Below are 15,102 nucleotides of genomic sequence, written 5' to 3' on the forward strand. Positions count from 1 at the left end.
CTTTCATTAGGAACAGGTGGCTGGAAAATGGGAAATCAAGAAAAGTTCAGGGACTATATTAAAAATATCTTTCTCAAATATTCGATATTGACGATTGTGCTTATTTTCTTATTATATAGCTTTTCTTTATATTTTATTTTTAAAGTTGTAGTGGTGAAAAATAATCAAGAGATTAATCATGAAATAAGCTCGTTAGTTCAACATGAATTTGCTACATATGAAAATGGGTTGGAAACTCTCGCTCAAAATCATGCTATCGAACAAGTTTTTACAGATCACTCTTTTTTATGGGAAGTGAATGAGGAGTTATACGAATTTCGTAATGAAAGGGAATTTAAAGCAAATTTCGCATTAATTGACGATAAAGGAACTATTATAACTACTAGCCTATATAAAGAAAATGCCGATCACCTTTCAGCCAATTATCTTATAAAGGAATTAATCGATTATCGTTATGAAGAGGATATGATCCAACGCACCTTTAATCCAAATGTATTTAAAAAAGGGCAAAGTAGTTCTTATTTTTTTGCAAAACCTATTTTAGCAGATGAAAAAATACAAGGATACTTATTGTTGTTTTTGGAAGATCTTGAAAAGAGTTTGACGCACACTTCTGATTTAATGGTTATTACTGATAGATTTAATTACGTTATTTATTCTTCTGATCAAAAATTGCTCACTAATCTTGGGAAGCTTAATCAAGAATATTTTACTGGCAATACAGCATCTATAGATGGAAATTCATATTATGTCACTTCCACTTCCGTATCATCCAAGGAAATACAGGTAGTGAGTATGACTTCGATGGATACATTTAACCATTCAGCTTGGATGGGTGTTTTTACTTTTCTAGGCATTGCATCGGTTGTGATTATGCTTATTTATTTGGCTTTACCTAAAATTATGCAGCAAAGTTTACGGTCGTTTGATGCATTAATCGATTTTATTCATAAGCATGAGTCAAATCAACTGTCTGATAAACAGAGATTTGAAGAATTTCAGATCATCCAGAATGAGTTTTCTGAAAAATTAGAAGAGATTCAATCCTTGATTAAAGCAAATGAAGCGATTGCCGAAACGAAGCGAAAAATGGAAATCAAACAACTTGAAACACAATTTAATCCACATTTTGCATTTAATGTTTTAGAAATGCTGCGATATGAAATATTATTTGATCCGGAAAATGCTTCCGAGATCGTCGTATCTTTTGCAAATATACTACGATATAACATTCATTATGGTAGCACGACGATTCCGTTAGAAACAGATATAAAATATGTACAGGATTATTTAAAAATACAAAAAGCACGGTTTAATGAACGGTTCGATTTCACTTTGGATGTTGACAAGGATGTTTTGGATATAGAAGTTCCCAAATTAATTATTCAGCCAATTATTGAAAATAGTATTAAACACTGTATGGAACATACTAAGCATCTAAAAATTGCCATTATGATTAAGAAGAAAAACGATCATATTTTCATGTCTGTAGAAGATAATGGTCAAGGAATTGAAAAGGAAAAACTACTTCAAATAAAACAAATGCTACTTAGTGGTAACAATGAATCGGAACACTATGGTTTATTTCATTCTCATCGAGTAATTCAGCTCTTGTATGGGAAAAATTATGGTCTATCCATTGCCAGTACGTACGGAAAGGGAACAACAGTACAAGTGAAAATTTCTTTAAAAGGAGAATTGATGCATGTATAAGGTTCTTGTAGTAGAGGATGAAGATATTATCCGCAAGGGGTTGACCTATAAAGTAGATTGGTTAAAAAATGATTGCATTGTAGTTGGTAGTGCAGTGGATGGTAATGATGGTTTAGAAAAGGTTGTAGAATTGCAACCAGACTTAGTGGTAACTGATATTCGAATGCCATTTAAAGATGGAATAGCCATGTTGGAAGAAGGGCTTAAAACACATGATTTTGAAACAATTATTATTTCGGGTTACGGTGAATTTGAATATGCAAAAAAAGCTATTTCCCTAGGGGTAAGTGAATATATCTTAAAGCCTATTGATTTAAGCATCTTTGACCAAGCTGTGAAAAAGCTGATTGGAAAAATTGAAGCAAAAAGTAACCAAGTATTAAAATGGGAATCCCTTTCAATCTATAGGGAATTACTAGATGTAAAATCATTCTCTAAGCAATCCACACCGGTAACAGATATGTTGGAATACATTAAAGAAAACCATCACAAAAAATTGTCCCTAAGCGATTTAAGTGAAGCATACCATGTATCATCAGCCTATCTAAATGCAAAATTTAAAGAGGGCACAGGATATACATTTAATGATTTTCTAAACAGGTTTCGAATTATGAAAGCTATCGAAATGATTAAGGAGAGTAACATGCTTATTTATGAAATCGCGGAGTTAGTCGGGTTTAAAGACTATAAATATTTTAGCCAAGTATTTAAGAAATATGTTGGGTACTCTCCATCTAATTTTATTCGTAGACGGGAAGTAGAGTGATACTGGTATTGCTTTTTTAAAATTAATATTCACTTTTTGGTCATCAACTTTTTTGGATAAAGGAGGGAGTAGCAAGTGGATAAAAAATGTTCATTCTTCCCCAAAAATAGTGGTAAGCTAATTTAATATTTTGGGGAAGGTTTCATTTTCACATCTTAGATATGAAGCTATAATGGATAAATCCTACATTTCTTATGTAAGCTTACCACTTCAGAACCATTGCGGAGGGATACATTGCTTTTCCTTCCTTTCTATTCCTGGTCGTGGCCGAAGACGATCTGTTTCTGTAAGGAATAAGCCTCTACTTGTTTACTATCATGCGTACTTACGGCATAAGCGATCCAGTTCGTTAAATCTACCAGTGACAAATGGTACCCATGACCTGCTCCCGTATCAATCCCAATCATTCCTTTACTTAACCAAACACGCCCAACATCAGACCTAAGTCTGAATGTCGGTGTGTGACCAAATACGACTATTTTTTCAGAAAAGGATTCGATAGATGGTGTATGGATTCCTGTAAGATCTTCCATTTGCTGTTCGTGTAGTGGAACACCTTTTTTTAAACCAGCGTGAACAAATACGAAAGGGTCAATCTCTTTCAAGAATGGTAATGATTTTAGAAAAGGTCGCCAATCTTCCACATCACTATCTTCAGAGTTTAACCATTTTAATTCATTATTACCTGCTAATGCTACCGCCCCTTCCTCACGTAAAGCGTGAATCGTTTGCAGGGTGCCGATTGAGTTAGGTCCTTTATTGATATAATCACCTAACATAATCAATCTATCTATAGTAGGTGAATAATTGGTTGCTTGTAATAGTTTAGTAAGTAAATGTCCATTTCCATGGATATCAGAGATTGCGAGTATTCGTTTTTGATTCTTCATAAAGATCGTTCCCCAATTTGCAGTTTATAATTAAGATGTAAAAATACGAGTTTGCTGAACAGAGAAGGAGATGCATACCGTTTCATCTAATGGCCACTTCTTTGTATGTAGACCATCTACATGCTGTCCATCCTGTGTTTCTAATCGATACCTCCATCTACTTCCTTCGTAAATTACTTGTACAATTTTTGTTTCGAAGTAATTGTCAGGTGGATGGGAGGTCGAATCAAAATGAATTGCTTCCAATTGAAGCATAATTGAAGCATCATCTCCAACTGTTAGTTCGTTGCTTTGATCTGTTGAAGCAATTCCTTTTATCAAATGCTCGCCACATTGAATGGTAGCTTCTTCTCCGTTTTTCGCGATTACTTTTCCAGTTAGTCGATTTTGGTATCCCATCAGCTGCGCTACTCCCAGCGTTTTAGGCTCCTCATACATTCTTTGAGGAGGCGCAAGTTGTGCAATTTTCCCTTCGTGTAACACAAGAATTCGATCTGCTAAGGCAAAAGCTTCCATCATATCGTGTGTGACATAGATCGTTGTAATTGAAAGCTTACGCAATATATGAGCTAATTCACTCCTCATTTCTGTTCGTAGCTTTACATCTAAATTAGACAACGGCTCATCCATTAGTAAGATACTTGGTTCTGTCGCTAATGCTCTAGCAATTCCAACCCGTTGTTGTTGTCCTCCAGATAATTCGGAAGGTAGTCTATTCAATAATTCTTCTAAATGAAGTAGTTTCGAAACGGATGCAATACGTTCATTTCTAACGGTTTCAGGGACTTTTTCCATTTTTAATCCATATTCAATATTTTTTCGAATGGTCATATGAGGCCATAGTGCATAATCTTGAAATACCATGTTAATTGGCCTTTTTTCTGGCGGAATAAATGTGTTATTGCTCAATACTTGTAAACCAGTCATCTTTATTTCTCCATGATCGGCTTTTAATAAACCAGCAATGATTTGTAACAATGTTGATTTACCGCTGCCAGAAGAGCCCAAAAGACAGATACATTCTCCCTCGTTCATTTCGAATGAAATACCATCCAACACATTTGTCGTTCCAAACGTTTTTCGGATATTATTTATTTGTAAAATTGGTGACAATTGAATTTACCTCTTTTCTATCTTGTTGATCCATTTTCTTGAAAATAATATTAAAAACAAACTGAACAACGATAATTAATAATACAACAACGGTTCCACCAAGTACGGAAGCAGCTGTAGCATATCCATACTTTGCAAATTCAAAGGCCTCATCAATTACTAAGGGCAAGAGTACAAAATTAGGTGGTTTTAGCATCGAAGCTGTAGCTAAGTCAAACACACTTGTACCAAATGAAGCTAACATAGCAATTAATAACGTATTTCTTACAATTGGTAAGATGATCGTCCGCATTTTAGTCCATGTAGATGCACCTTGTACAGCAGCCGCATTTAATAAAGAAGGGGACAGATTGGCAAATGTCCCAAGTTGAACACGAACTGCATAAGGAATAGCTCCCGCAACGGCTGCCATGACGAGTAAAGCTGGCTTTCCATATAAATGAAGGCCAATTGGCTCTAACCATTTTTGATTCCAGATAAAGATGTATCCAATGCCAAGGACAACCCCAGGTACAGCTAACGAAATTAAGGTAAATACATGAAGTGAACCTTTTAACTTGGAATTGGTAAACGTTAATACGTAAGCGACGATAAATCCAAGTATGACACTAATAACTGCTGCTATAGCTGCAATAGTAAGTGAATTTTTTAATCCTTCCATAATCGATAGCTGGGCATGATCTAACTTGTCCCCTCCACCTAAAACAGCGATATAATGGGCGAGTGTAAAATTATCTAATCGTATCCCTGCACCGAACTGCTTCATAAATGAGACAGCCGCGCTTGTTCCAATGGGGACGCCTAAACATAAAAGGAGAAAAGCAACCGTTCCGATATTTAGTAACCAAGCATGGTTTGGTTTCTTTTTTGTTACTCGAATGGCTGTACTATTTAAAAAGTCTACTTTTGATTTTTGAATAGCGATAAATAAAAGCGCCATGGCCAATGCTAAAATAAGCACTAAATAAAAAGATAATACTCCCGCCATATCGAATCTTACTGGTGATTGATTGATAGCCGAATAAATGGAATAAGGTAAGGTTGGAAATCGATAAACAGTCGCTAATGCCGCCGGAAGCCCAAAGTCCCCAATTGTATCGATGAAAACGAGTGTCCAACCAGCAATATAAGCTGGTAAAGAGAGTGGAAGCTGTACCGTCCTCCATACGGTGAAAGGACGAGCTCCATTTAGTCTTGCTGCATGTTCAAATCGAGATACATTCCATTCCATCGCAGCTACTACTGTTAAATACGCTAAAGGAAACTTAGTTAATCCCATCACGAAAATTAAGCCGATCGGTTGAAAAATGAATGAAGTTACCCACGACCAACCTAACACGCTGTTTGCTAACCCCTCGGAACTTGCGAATAAGACCCAGCCTTGTGCAATCATAAAAGAAGGGGCAATGAGTAAAACCCATACCGCTATATCTAACCATCGCCCCATTCTGTAATCACACTTTGAACGAATCGTTGCGAGCACTCCGCCGAGTAACGTTCCAAAAGTTGCCGCTCCAATTCCAAGCGTGACAGAGTTTTTTAAGGAAACATACCATAATTTTCGTTCGAAAATATCAAAGATAATATGAAACCCATTGAACTCGACCTTTCCAAAAAAGATGCCTGGGAATATAGCGTTCAGAATAACGGCAAGCAAGGGTAAAAAGATAAAGATAAATAGAATGAGGGTAACTGCCCCACCTATACGGTTTTCACTTTGTTTCATTATATGATTTATCCTTAATTAACATTTTGGTCCGCAAACCAAGTCTTTATTTCTGCTTCATGCTCTGCCGCCCATTCAGCTGGAGGAAGTAAGAATGTACCATCTTGTCTACGCTCTTCACGCATTTTAGCTCCTTCACTAAGTGGAGTAAACAAACTTGAATTCTCACTTTCCATTGAAGTTAAGAAGTTTTGCGTATCCGGTTCTAACATATACTCTACAAATGCCTTAGCAGCTTCTAAATTTTTCGAATCTTTATTTATTGCAACCACTCGTAAACTACCTGGAGCTCCTTCATCAGGCCAGATAACACCTACTGGCTCTCCATCAAGTTCAGCTTGATAAGCATTATGTTCTTGTAAAGCCGCAATATGAATTTCGCCATTAATTAACGCGCTTGTAACAGGACCATTTTTCGGATAGATGTAGAAACCATCTTCAAAACGTTTCGTGTAACGTTCTTTTCCTTCTTCGACTCCCCATTGATGGAAAAAGGAAGATACTAAAGGATAAGCTGGTGCTGCAACAGCTGGATCAGCATGACCTACAGGACCGTCGTAAGCAAAAAATTCATCCCATGTTTTCGGTGCTGTTTCCTCTGTTAAGATATCTGTATTATAAGCAATGACAGCTGACGCATGAAGGCCGATTGGTGTATACGCATTATCTTCTGGTACTAACGCCTTTCCTTCGTCATTCAGTAAATCAATATTCTCCGTTTCCCAGTCAGTAAGCAAAAATCCACGATCTGCTAAATTTCTAATTGATCCATGACCATCCATCATAATGATATCCCACTGTGGATTCCCTTGTTCCGCTTCAATTTGAGCAAGTGCCTCTCCACCACCATAGTGAACACCTTCGATTTCGTACCCTGTATCTTCTTGGAATTTAGGAGTAATTTCTTCAATAAAATCATTTCCATAAAGTTTAATTGGTTCTCCGTTTCCTTTTTCATCTTCCACTTTTTCTTCATTCGGTGTTTCTTCAACTTCTTCATCTGAAGCTGAGCTCTTTTCGCCTTCGTTTGCAGTACAAGCTGTAAGAAGGAGAAAAGAAAATAAACAGATAAATAATACATTCTTACTTTTTAACATATGTCTTTCCCTCCATTTTTTATGGTGAAATACTTACATAGTTAAATATAAAGAACGAATATTAATCCGCTGTAAAAAGGATGTAAACTTCATGTAAAACAATATCTATGATCTATCAATTTACATAGATATTATCTATAATCGGGATGGAACATAGTTGGATAGGAGGAAAAACAATGAATTTACAGCAATTAAAAGTTTTTGTATACACCGTGAAATATAAAAAGTTATACCTAGTGGCGGAAAAATTAGGAATTCGTCAACCAACTGTAACTTTTCATTTAAACAAACTACAGGAAGAACTGGGGGTACCTTTATTTTTCACGAAGTCATATCATACAATCCAGTTGACTGAAGCGGGGAAGTCTCTTTATCATTACGCCCAAAATATTACGTCCCAATCAGAGGAAATTGAAGATTTAATGCGAGAGTTTAAAGAATTGAAAGCTGGCCGTATTTCGATTGGAAGTACGCATACACCCGCAACTTACATTATCATTCCTTATTTGTCTAAATTAAAAAAAGAATACAATGACATATCTATTGTTTTAGACGTGAATACGTCGTCCGTTATTATCGAAAAGGTAAAACAGTTTCAATTAGATTTTGGTATCATGACGGAAGTGAATTTTAAAGATGAAGAATTGATCAGCAAACCTTTACAGAAAGATGATTTAGTCATTGTAATGCATCCTAATCACCCACTAAATAAAAAGCAAACACTGACACCGTCTGATTTATCTGGACAACCATTAGTGCATCATGAACCTGAATCAGTAAGTCGAAAATTATTTGACGAATGGGCCAAACAACATCATGTCTCCCTTAAAATTAAAATGGAAACGTCCGGATCAGAAGCAATGAAGGAAGCAGTAAAACACGAAATGGGCTACGGAATCCTCTCTGAAAATATTATTAGTCGTGAAGTGAGAAATGGTGAGTTATGTATGCATCCAATACCTGAATGGAAATACAAAAGACAAATTTTCTTAATCAGAAGAAAAGATAAGTTAGTTAGTCCTGCCATGCAATTGTTTTTGGACCGGTTTAGGTTGGAGTGAGTATTAATGGAACGGGGAACTGTGTAGATATTTTGAAGTTTTTTGCACTATAGTTTTCTGAAGTGGAGAAGAATTTAGATGGTGCATCGGGTACTCTTGTAGCACGGAACAAAGTGCGGAAACTTTCGAACAAGTGCGGAAAAACTCAGCCATAGTGCGGGAATTCCCGTAAAAGTGCTGAAAAATCTGAGTAAGTGCGGAAATATTGGAGTGAAGTGCGGAAAAAACTCCGGTTAAAGGCTGGAATTTCTTTGCTTTGTACATTTGTTTCTAACTTCATACAATCTATACGATAGAAGTGAACTTCATTTCAGTAGACGCTAAAGTTCCGCATAAAGTAATGGGTCTAAATATGCTTTTCACTTCTTCAAAATATTGGTAAAATTTTAACGAAATATATTTTAGATTAGGAAAATGTTAAAGGGGGTTACTTGGATATTATTTGAAAAGCATTATGTACCTGTTGGAAGTGTTGTCGGTTTAAAAAATGATTCTAGAAGACTACTTATTATTGGTCGCCAATTATATTCAGAGACCAACCATGTAATAAGAGATTACGCAGCGTTGGAATATCCAAATGGATTTGTCAGTTCAAAGGAAAAGTTTATTCTTTTTGATCGTACAGATATTGAAATTATCTATCATTACGGTTATGTAGATGAAAAAGAGGTGGAACTAGACAGATTATTATATGAAGCGGAATATAAAGGAGAGGAAGAAGAGGAGAAATGATTGTTTCAAGTGGAGGCGGAGGTAGTGGCAGTTACTTACGATTTACTAAAAGCTTACCTGATAGTATTGGAAAGACGATAAGTGAATTAGAGGAAATATTCCATCAAGTTTTCAGGCAAATAAAGTATTTTCAAAAAGGGTTAGATCATCAGCGTGGTAAAGCAGCATCTTCATTAAGAGGAAGTATAAATATTCATCTAGAGTTAATGGGGAAAAGTGCTCCAATTTTATTGAATTTTGCTGATGTTATGAAAAGTTTTATGTTGATGATTATGACGACTGATGATGATGGGGCTGGTTTTATAACACCTAATGGGCGAGCAGAGTGGCAATATTCGTTATCATCGGAACGAATTGAAAAGGAAATTAAATTAGAGGCAAATACGATGAGCGAAGCAGCATTTTCTTTGAAAACAAACGTCTCAAATATGGATGAATTATTTTCATCTTTTGACTCGATGATCAACGAAGTAATCTCTGGAACAAATCTACCTTGGGATGATTTTACAAGTGTTTGGGCTGAAGCACTGGGTAGAGTGGGGTCTATTGTAGAAGAGACGAAAAGTCATATCGAAAAACTACTAAAAGAAGTTGAAGTTTTCGTTCAAGAAATAGTACGTCTTGATCATATGGCGAGCCAATTAAAAATAGCCATTTAGGGAGGGGAAATGGATGTACCAGCGAAATCCGATTATTGATCAAATATTAAATATTCATAAGGTGCAAGCGGAGGGTATCGTTCGTTCTACTTCTTCTAAGTTAGTAAAAAAAGCTTTTACCTCTTCATGGAGTAACTTAAATAATGGAAGTTTTCAGGCCTCAATATCTGGCCAAACGATTATGTTTAATCCTAGTGATATGGAGGGAATGATAAATAAATGGATACATGATTTTGAAATATGTTTGGAGGCCGAAGAGGCAAAGTTCAAGCGAATAGAAGATCCTACATTTAGTGATAAAATGGATATTATTCATTTGAAAACAGATATTGAACAATATGTTCTTTATGAATATAGGGATTTGAAGCGCAAAATAGGGATAATCGATACCAAATTTGCTAATGCTGCTCGTGCATATCGCTCCCCGTTACATCAAGCATTAAATGATATCAACCAATTATATAATGATATGAACAATATTGACGGAGATTTTACGGGGTTTGAGAATGTGTCTGTATATGTGCATGGGATAGAGGATACGGGGAAGAAGTTTTTTGAAAGTGCGGTTGAAGCTGCGGAAGATGGAGATGTCATTGCCTATGAAGATAGGCATGGTAATATAGAATATTATGTAGTTTCCGTCGACAAAGGAATAAAGGATGTAAATGAAGAGCCATTAACATTTGAGAGATTAAAACAAACTGATCAATATAATGATAAAAACGGTCGTCTTCACATAGTCTATGAAACAGAATACAAAAATGAACATCGCCAAAAGACAAGCGATGACTTGACTGAAAAACTAATTGAAATGGGACTTTTAAATGACGAAACAAAGATTGACCTGTTTGCACATAGCTATGGAGGGAGAAGATCCTTACAATTTGCGATGGACTATCCTGATCATGTCAGAAGTATAACGACAATTGGTACTCCGTACGATAAAAATATACTTAGCAGAACGGCAAATACATTTCCAGGAATTGCAAAAGATTTTTTCAATAAAAACCCTACCGAATACAGTAATTATTTAGATTTTAATTCAAAAAATCAAAGAACGGACGATGGAATCCTTCACAGCAATGTCTATACGGACATGAAAAGCGAAGCAATGCTTGAGGATATTGAGCACTTAAAGGTAGCAAATCCCGAGGCTTATCAAAAGCTAGAAGAGATGGAAATTACGGCAGCTGCTGGACGAGATACAACTACGTATAAGTCTTATAACGAGTTTAAAGGTGAAGTAGAAGAATTTGTTGTTCCTGATACTCACGATGGGGCAGTATCTGTAAAAAGCCAATATGGAGAATCATTAGGTGAATTAATAGATAATCGACCTTCTTATGATGTAAAAGGGGAAGGTATTTCTAATCCAGCCCATTCTCATGAAATAACTGATGAAGGTTTTATTCATTTAATCAGACAGGTAAACAGTGATCATAAAGAGTAGGAGTGATTGTATTGATTAAGAAAGCCTTAAACATATGTATATTATTTATTTGTACGCTCTTACTTTTTGCATGTGAAGGCAATAAAGATAAGGAGACATCCGAATTGGTCTATAAAACTGAATTTCCTACAGATTCACCAGGATTAGAAGAATTTATAAAAAATTATATAACATCAGATTTAGCATACCATTTAGTTACAGAGGATCATATAAATGTGTATGCGGAGAAAAATCTTGGGAGTCAACAAAAGACAATTGAATATGTTCAGTTCAGTGACGAACAATTAACACAATTTTATGATCGTTTATTTGAATCTGAAAATACGAAGACAGATTTTACCAATTTAAGAAAATCGAACGAATCTTTATTCCAACCTGTTGATGATAAAGAGGTATATCATTTACCGGAGATCACTTTGGAAAAAGGAAATGTATTCAATATTAAAACATCAATAAATGAAAAGCGATTTAAGCTATCAGATATTTTAAATGAGTATGAAGTTCATGAAAATGACAAAATTATGTTTAATGTTGTCGCGGTGGATGAAGATAATTTCCAAATCGATGTACAAGTAAAACGGAAGGAAGATTCTTCTAAAAGCGATATGTCTATTTTTATGACACAAGATTTGCAAAATACGTTTGTATCAGAGACGTATACAGATGAATTTCCTAAAAATATTGTCAAAGGTAATTTAAAGTTATACGAGAATTTATTTGTAAAGTTAGACTCTGAAGGTAGATATATGAAAGCAGCTAATAGTTTTGGAATTGCAGATACAGTGGAAAATGAATTGAAGGCGATAAGTGAATCGGATTATCTAAGTAAAGATAACCAATATGTGTATTTGGATGGAAATGAAAATCCGTTAGCAGAAGATAAACAACGTATCCAAAAAATTGAAGATTACTTAGCTGAAAATGATGAATATATCGTAGAATTTGATTTAAATTTCAAGCAAATTGCAGATGTATTAGATTTGAATTCTGTCAATGATGTTTCAATTGGAAAGGTTAACTATTTTAATGAAGATATTATTGTATTATTTTTAGAATTTAAAGCTGCAATTACAGGTACAGCTGGTTCAACTAATGTCATTGTAGATTTTCAAGAGAATAGGGAGAATCCGACGTTTTATTTGGTGGATTTGGGGTTGCATTAGTGTTTGGTAAGTGGAAGAGAACGTTGTGGTAAGAAAAAATACACACCTGTTACATGTAATTCAATTGACCAAAAGAGATTAAAACCGTATTATCCAATAGTAAAAAAGATAAATGAATCATTAAGCATTATAGATTATAAGGTCATCGATACGAAGACTCACGGAGTATTTAAAGTGGAAAATCAACATTTTTTAAGAAAGGCTTAATAAGGATGATATTATTATTAGGTAGCGGAACAAAGATGATTTTCAGTAAAAATAAAATAACAAAACTACCTGTAAGTATATATGTACCTAAAGGCAGTTTTGAAAAGTATTGTTAGCTTATTTTCATTCTATTTCTATCAGCCCAAAACTTACCCATATGTTCCTCCGACTCCCCCGTATTGGCATTGATGATGAAGTTTTTATTAAATATGGTACTTTTTACAGTTGTCTTCCATAAAGGTAGGTAGTGTAAAGAAAGGTCTACCAACTGATGATCGGGTTTCTTCAGCACATACGAACGATTAATTTGTTTTTCTTGAACATCTATAATATATTTTTTTGCTTCTTCTTCGAAAATATCAGCTTCTATTAATTGATTGGAAGTCACTTTTAAAGTTGATGTTTCAGGAACGGTTGAAAGCATTCCTCGATAACCAGATAGAGCATCGACAAATACCATTTTAGGAATTTTTTTTGGTGGAAAGGGATGACGTCCTGCAAGCACGAGTGTTTTTGCAATCCATAAAGGATGATAAACAAGTTCTTTATTTGTCATATGTTTTTTCAAAAAAGGACGATTCACGTTCTTTCTCAGCTTTTCCGACCATTTTAATGCCTTATACATATATGAATGGAGATTGTCTTCTAAAATAAGTTGATTATTACCAAGCAAAATGATTTCTTCACTTTTCATTTTTTCTCATCCTTTGTTAACTAACTTTTTCATCAAAATTTACAGGTGCATCTGTATGATAACGATCAACACGTGCTTGGATTTCTTCTGAAGGCGGATTTGTTAATAAGCTGACTACAATCGTTAAAATAAGTGAAACTGGTGCTGCAATGATTGGTTCGGATACGAGAGCAAAAGGTTTTGTAATAACGAGTACTAGGAATGTGAGTGATCCCCCAATCATTCCAGCCAATGCTCCTGGGGTGTTTGCTCGTTTCCACCAAATGCCGAGGACAAGCGGGAACCCGAAAGCGGACAATAGGCCTCCCCCAACCCACCCTACCATAATGGCAATTAGTCCAGGAGGGTTAATGGCAATGACGATTCCAATCATACTAGCGATAATCATAATGAAAAATCCTAATCGCGTCACTGTTTTTTCTGAAGCATCCTTTTTAAAATACTCTTTATAAATGTCTCTGGCAACACCAGCGGAAATTGCGAGTAACATCGCATCAGCCGATGACATAATTGCAGCTAATAGACCGGCAAACATAATTCCTGCTAAAAACGGATTCATAAAATGTTCAATGACAGAAATAAAAATCATATCGCGGTTACCGAGAGTCTCAGCGACACCTAAACTAGCACCGGCGGAGGCAATAATGATTCCGAAAATAAAAACAAAAATGTATAATAAACAAGAGCCGACTGCTGTACGTCTAGCTGTGCGAGCATCTCTAGAAGCGAAATTCCTCATCACAGCGGAAGGGGAAACAATCCCAAACCAGAGAAATGCTAAAAATAATCCAAAGTAAGACATCCATGGTTGTGTAATGTCTCCAAAATGTGGAGTCACCTCCAGTGCAGATTGAATTAAGGGAGTGAATCCATTAAATTCTGTCAGGATAATAACTGATAAAACGAGCATACCTATTAAAATGACCGCTCCTTGAATTAAATCAGTATACGTGATCGCCCACATTCCCCCTAGGGCTGCATAAATAGTGAAACCAATTCCCAATACGACAACTGCTGCCTTATAGTCAATGCCAAGTACATAAGAACCAATAAGTCCGGAAGCAGTTAATTGTGGAACCATATAGAAAGTCATTCCAATGACGACGATAAATACAGCAATAATCTGCACACTATTACCGTATCGTTGTTTGAAAAACTCAGGCATCGTACTAACGCCTGAACGACGAATTTGTCCGGATACGAGGAATAATGTGAACGGTAAAATTGCGACAGCACCAAAACCATATGCGAAAAGAAATGGTAATCCTAATGCAACCCCTGAACCAACTGCACCCATTAATGAACTTGAACTTGCTAAAGCGGCGAATAACGCGAACGCACCAACAAATGTATTGATGGTTCTTCCGGCTGTCCAATAATCACTTTCTGAAGAATGGGCCCGCTTAGCAAAGTAGATGCCTATGAGAATCATAAAGAAAACATACAAACCGACAATTATCGTTTCCATTACTTGCATGATTCAATTCCCTCCTTATCATTAAATGTGAAACGTAATTTCTCATTTCTTTTCCCATTTTTCTATCCAAAATATATAGATAACCCCGATGAGCAACCAAATGAAATAAGTCGAGAACATAAGCCATCCAGCTAATGAAATCCCCATGATATAGACATTTTTCGGCCACCAAATTAAGACGATTGCTGCACCTTCTAAAATCAAGTGAATTCATGAGTGAAGTTGTTGACCAATCGCTAATTCCTTCGCTTTTTTATAAGATGGTTTGTCAAATTAAGTGCAACAGTTCTTTCTGAAACACTTCGTGTGTAGTTTTCCAATTTAAACATTTTCTTGGCCTATTGTTGATTAGTG

General features: G+C 35.6%; 14 protein-coding genes. 8 read left to right on the forward strand and 6 right to left on the reverse strand.

Features of this window, described 5'->3' with window-relative positions; translation table 11 throughout:
• Nucleotides 1–27: 27 nt before the first annotated feature.
• Together DFR56_RS13400 and DFR56_RS13405 are read left to right on the forward strand one after the other, a co-directional pair.
• The gene (locus DFR56_RS13400; RefSeq protein WP_158525647.1) at nucleotides 28–1,713 is read left to right on the forward strand and encodes a sensor histidine kinase; all 1,686 of its coding nucleotides are present in this window, start codon (nucleotides 28–30) and stop codon (nucleotides 1,711–1,713) included.
• The gene (locus DFR56_RS13405) at nucleotides 1,706–2,479 is read left to right on the forward strand and encodes a response regulator transcription factor (RefSeq protein ID WP_110395952.1); all 774 of its coding nucleotides are present in this window, start codon (nucleotides 1,706–1,708) and stop codon (nucleotides 2,477–2,479) included. Before DFR56_RS13400 ends, DFR56_RS13405 begins: the two co-directional genes overlap by 8 nt.
• 251 nt (nucleotides 2,480–2,730) lie before the next feature.
• Here the strand turns inward: DFR56_RS13405 and DFR56_RS13410 are convergent, their stop codons facing one another.
• The 4 genes from DFR56_RS13410 to DFR56_RS13425 are packed head-to-tail and all read right to left on the reverse strand — an operon-like array spanning nucleotide 2,731 to nucleotide 7,305.
• Nucleotides 2,731–3,369, reverse strand: a complete 639-nt coding sequence (locus DFR56_RS13410; protein ID WP_244916521.1) for a metallophosphoesterase — start codon at nucleotides 3,367–3,369, stop codon at nucleotides 2,731–2,733.
• Between the two features lie 30 nt (nucleotides 3,370–3,399).
• Nucleotides 3,400–4,482 carry an ABC transporter ATP-binding protein gene (locus DFR56_RS13415; RefSeq protein ID WP_244916524.1) on the reverse strand — a complete coding sequence of 361 codons (1,083 nt, stop codon included), beginning with the start codon at nucleotides 4,480–4,482 and terminating at the stop codon, nucleotides 3,400–3,402.
• Nucleotides 4,457–6,208: an ABC transporter permease gene (locus tag DFR56_RS13420; RefSeq protein WP_110395953.1), complete on the reverse strand. Its 1,752-nt coding sequence runs from the start codon at nucleotides 6,206–6,208 to the stop codon at nucleotides 4,457–4,459. The genes DFR56_RS13415 and DFR56_RS13420 overlap by 26 nt, the downstream gene beginning before the upstream one ends.
• Nucleotides 6,209–6,222: 14 nt before the next feature.
• A complete protein-coding gene (locus DFR56_RS13425) occupies nucleotides 6,223–7,305 on the reverse strand; it encodes an extracellular solute-binding protein (RefSeq protein ID WP_110395954.1) in 1,083 nt (360 codons plus the stop codon).
• 176 nt (nucleotides 7,306–7,481) lie between these two features.
• Here DFR56_RS13425 and DFR56_RS13430 point away from each other — a divergent pair, with 176 nt between their 5' ends.
• The 6 genes from DFR56_RS13430 (at nucleotide 7,482) to DFR56_RS13455 (ending at nucleotide 12,577) form a co-directional block, all read left to right on the forward strand.
• Nucleotides 7,482–8,366 carry a LysR family transcriptional regulator gene (locus DFR56_RS13430; protein ID WP_110395955.1) on the forward strand — a complete coding sequence of 295 codons (885 nt, stop codon included), beginning with the start codon at nucleotides 7,482–7,484 and terminating at the stop codon, nucleotides 8,364–8,366.
• Nucleotides 8,367–8,780: 414 nt separating this feature from the next.
• A complete protein-coding gene (locus DFR56_RS13435; protein ID WP_242694507.1) occupies nucleotides 8,781–9,098 on the forward strand; it encodes a DUF4176 domain-containing protein in 318 nt (105 codons plus the stop codon).
• Nucleotides 9,095–9,757 (forward strand): hypothetical protein, encoded by a 663-nt coding sequence (locus tag DFR56_RS13440; protein WP_110395956.1) that lies wholly within the window; start codon nucleotides 9,095–9,097, stop codon nucleotides 9,755–9,757. The genes DFR56_RS13435 and DFR56_RS13440 overlap by 4 nt, the downstream gene beginning before the upstream one ends.
• 13 nt (nucleotides 9,758–9,770) lie before the next feature.
• Nucleotides 9,771–11,207 (forward strand): alpha/beta fold hydrolase, encoded by a 1,437-nt coding sequence (locus DFR56_RS13445; protein WP_110395957.1) that lies wholly within the window; start codon nucleotides 9,771–9,773, stop codon nucleotides 11,205–11,207.
• An 11-nt stretch (nucleotides 11,208–11,218) separates the two neighbouring features.
• Nucleotides 11,219–12,370, forward strand: a complete 1,152-nt coding sequence (locus DFR56_RS13450) for a hypothetical protein (RefSeq protein ID WP_110395958.1) — start codon at nucleotides 11,219–11,221, stop codon at nucleotides 12,368–12,370.
• 3 nt (nucleotides 12,371–12,373) lie between these two features.
• Entirely contained in the window at nucleotides 12,374–12,577 is a 204-nt protein-coding gene (locus DFR56_RS13455; RefSeq protein ID WP_110395959.1) for a hypothetical protein, read from the forward strand.
• A 112-nt stretch (nucleotides 12,578–12,689) separates the two neighbouring features.
• Here DFR56_RS13455 and DFR56_RS13460 read toward each other — a convergent pair whose 3' ends face one another.
• The gene (locus DFR56_RS13460; protein WP_110395960.1) at nucleotides 12,690–13,271 is read right to left on the reverse strand and encodes a hypothetical protein; all 582 of its coding nucleotides are present in this window, start codon (nucleotides 13,269–13,271) and stop codon (nucleotides 12,690–12,692) included.
• A gap of 16 nt (nucleotides 13,272–13,287) precedes the next feature.
• Complete coding sequence (locus tag DFR56_RS13465; RefSeq protein WP_110395961.1) at nucleotides 13,288–14,748, reverse strand: sodium:solute symporter family protein; 1,461 nt, start codon at nucleotides 14,746–14,748, stop codon at nucleotides 13,288–13,290.
• Nucleotides 14,749–15,102 lie beyond the last annotated feature (354 nt).

Origin of the sequence: Pseudogracilibacillus auburnensis (genome assembly GCF_003201975.1) — a bacterium.
Taxonomy (GTDB): domain Bacteria; phylum Bacillota; class Bacilli; order Bacillales; family Amphibacillaceae; genus Pseudogracilibacillus; species Pseudogracilibacillus auburnensis.

Coding starts and splice junctions, on each gene's coding strand:
- DFR56_RS13400 (WP_158525647.1), top strand. CDS start 28: ATGGGAAATCAAGAAAAGTTCAGGGACTATATTAAAAATATCTTTCTC.
- DFR56_RS13405 (WP_110395952.1), top strand. CDS start 1,706: ATGTATAAGGTTCTTGTAGTAGAGGATGAAGATATTATCCGCAAGGGG.
- DFR56_RS13410 (WP_244916521.1), bottom strand. CDS start 3,369: ATGAAGAATCAAAAACGAATACTCGCAATCTCTGATATCCATGGAAAT.
- DFR56_RS13420 (WP_110395953.1), bottom strand. CDS start 6,208: ATGAAACAAAGTGAAAACCGTATAGGTGGGGCAGTTACCCTCATTCTA.
- DFR56_RS13425 (WP_110395954.1), bottom strand. CDS start 7,305: ATGTTAAAAAGTAAGAATGTATTATTTATCTGTTTATTTTCTTTTCTC.
- DFR56_RS13430 (WP_110395955.1), top strand. CDS start 7,482: ATGAATTTACAGCAATTAAAAGTTTTTGTATACACCGTGAAATATAAA.
- DFR56_RS13435 (WP_242694507.1), top strand. CDS start 8,781: ATGTTAAAGGGGGTTACTTGGATATTATTTGAAAAGCATTATGTACCT.
- DFR56_RS13440 (WP_110395956.1), top strand. CDS start 9,095: ATGATTGTTTCAAGTGGAGGCGGAGGTAGTGGCAGTTACTTACGATTT.
- DFR56_RS13445 (WP_110395957.1), top strand. CDS start 9,771: ATGTACCAGCGAAATCCGATTATTGATCAAATATTAAATATTCATAAG.
- DFR56_RS13460 (WP_110395960.1), bottom strand. CDS start 13,271: ATGAAAAGTGAAGAAATCATTTTGCTTGGTAATAATCAACTTATTTTA.
- DFR56_RS13465 (WP_110395961.1), bottom strand. CDS start 14,748: ATGCAAGTAATGGAAACGATAATTGTCGGTTTGTATGTTTTCTTTATG.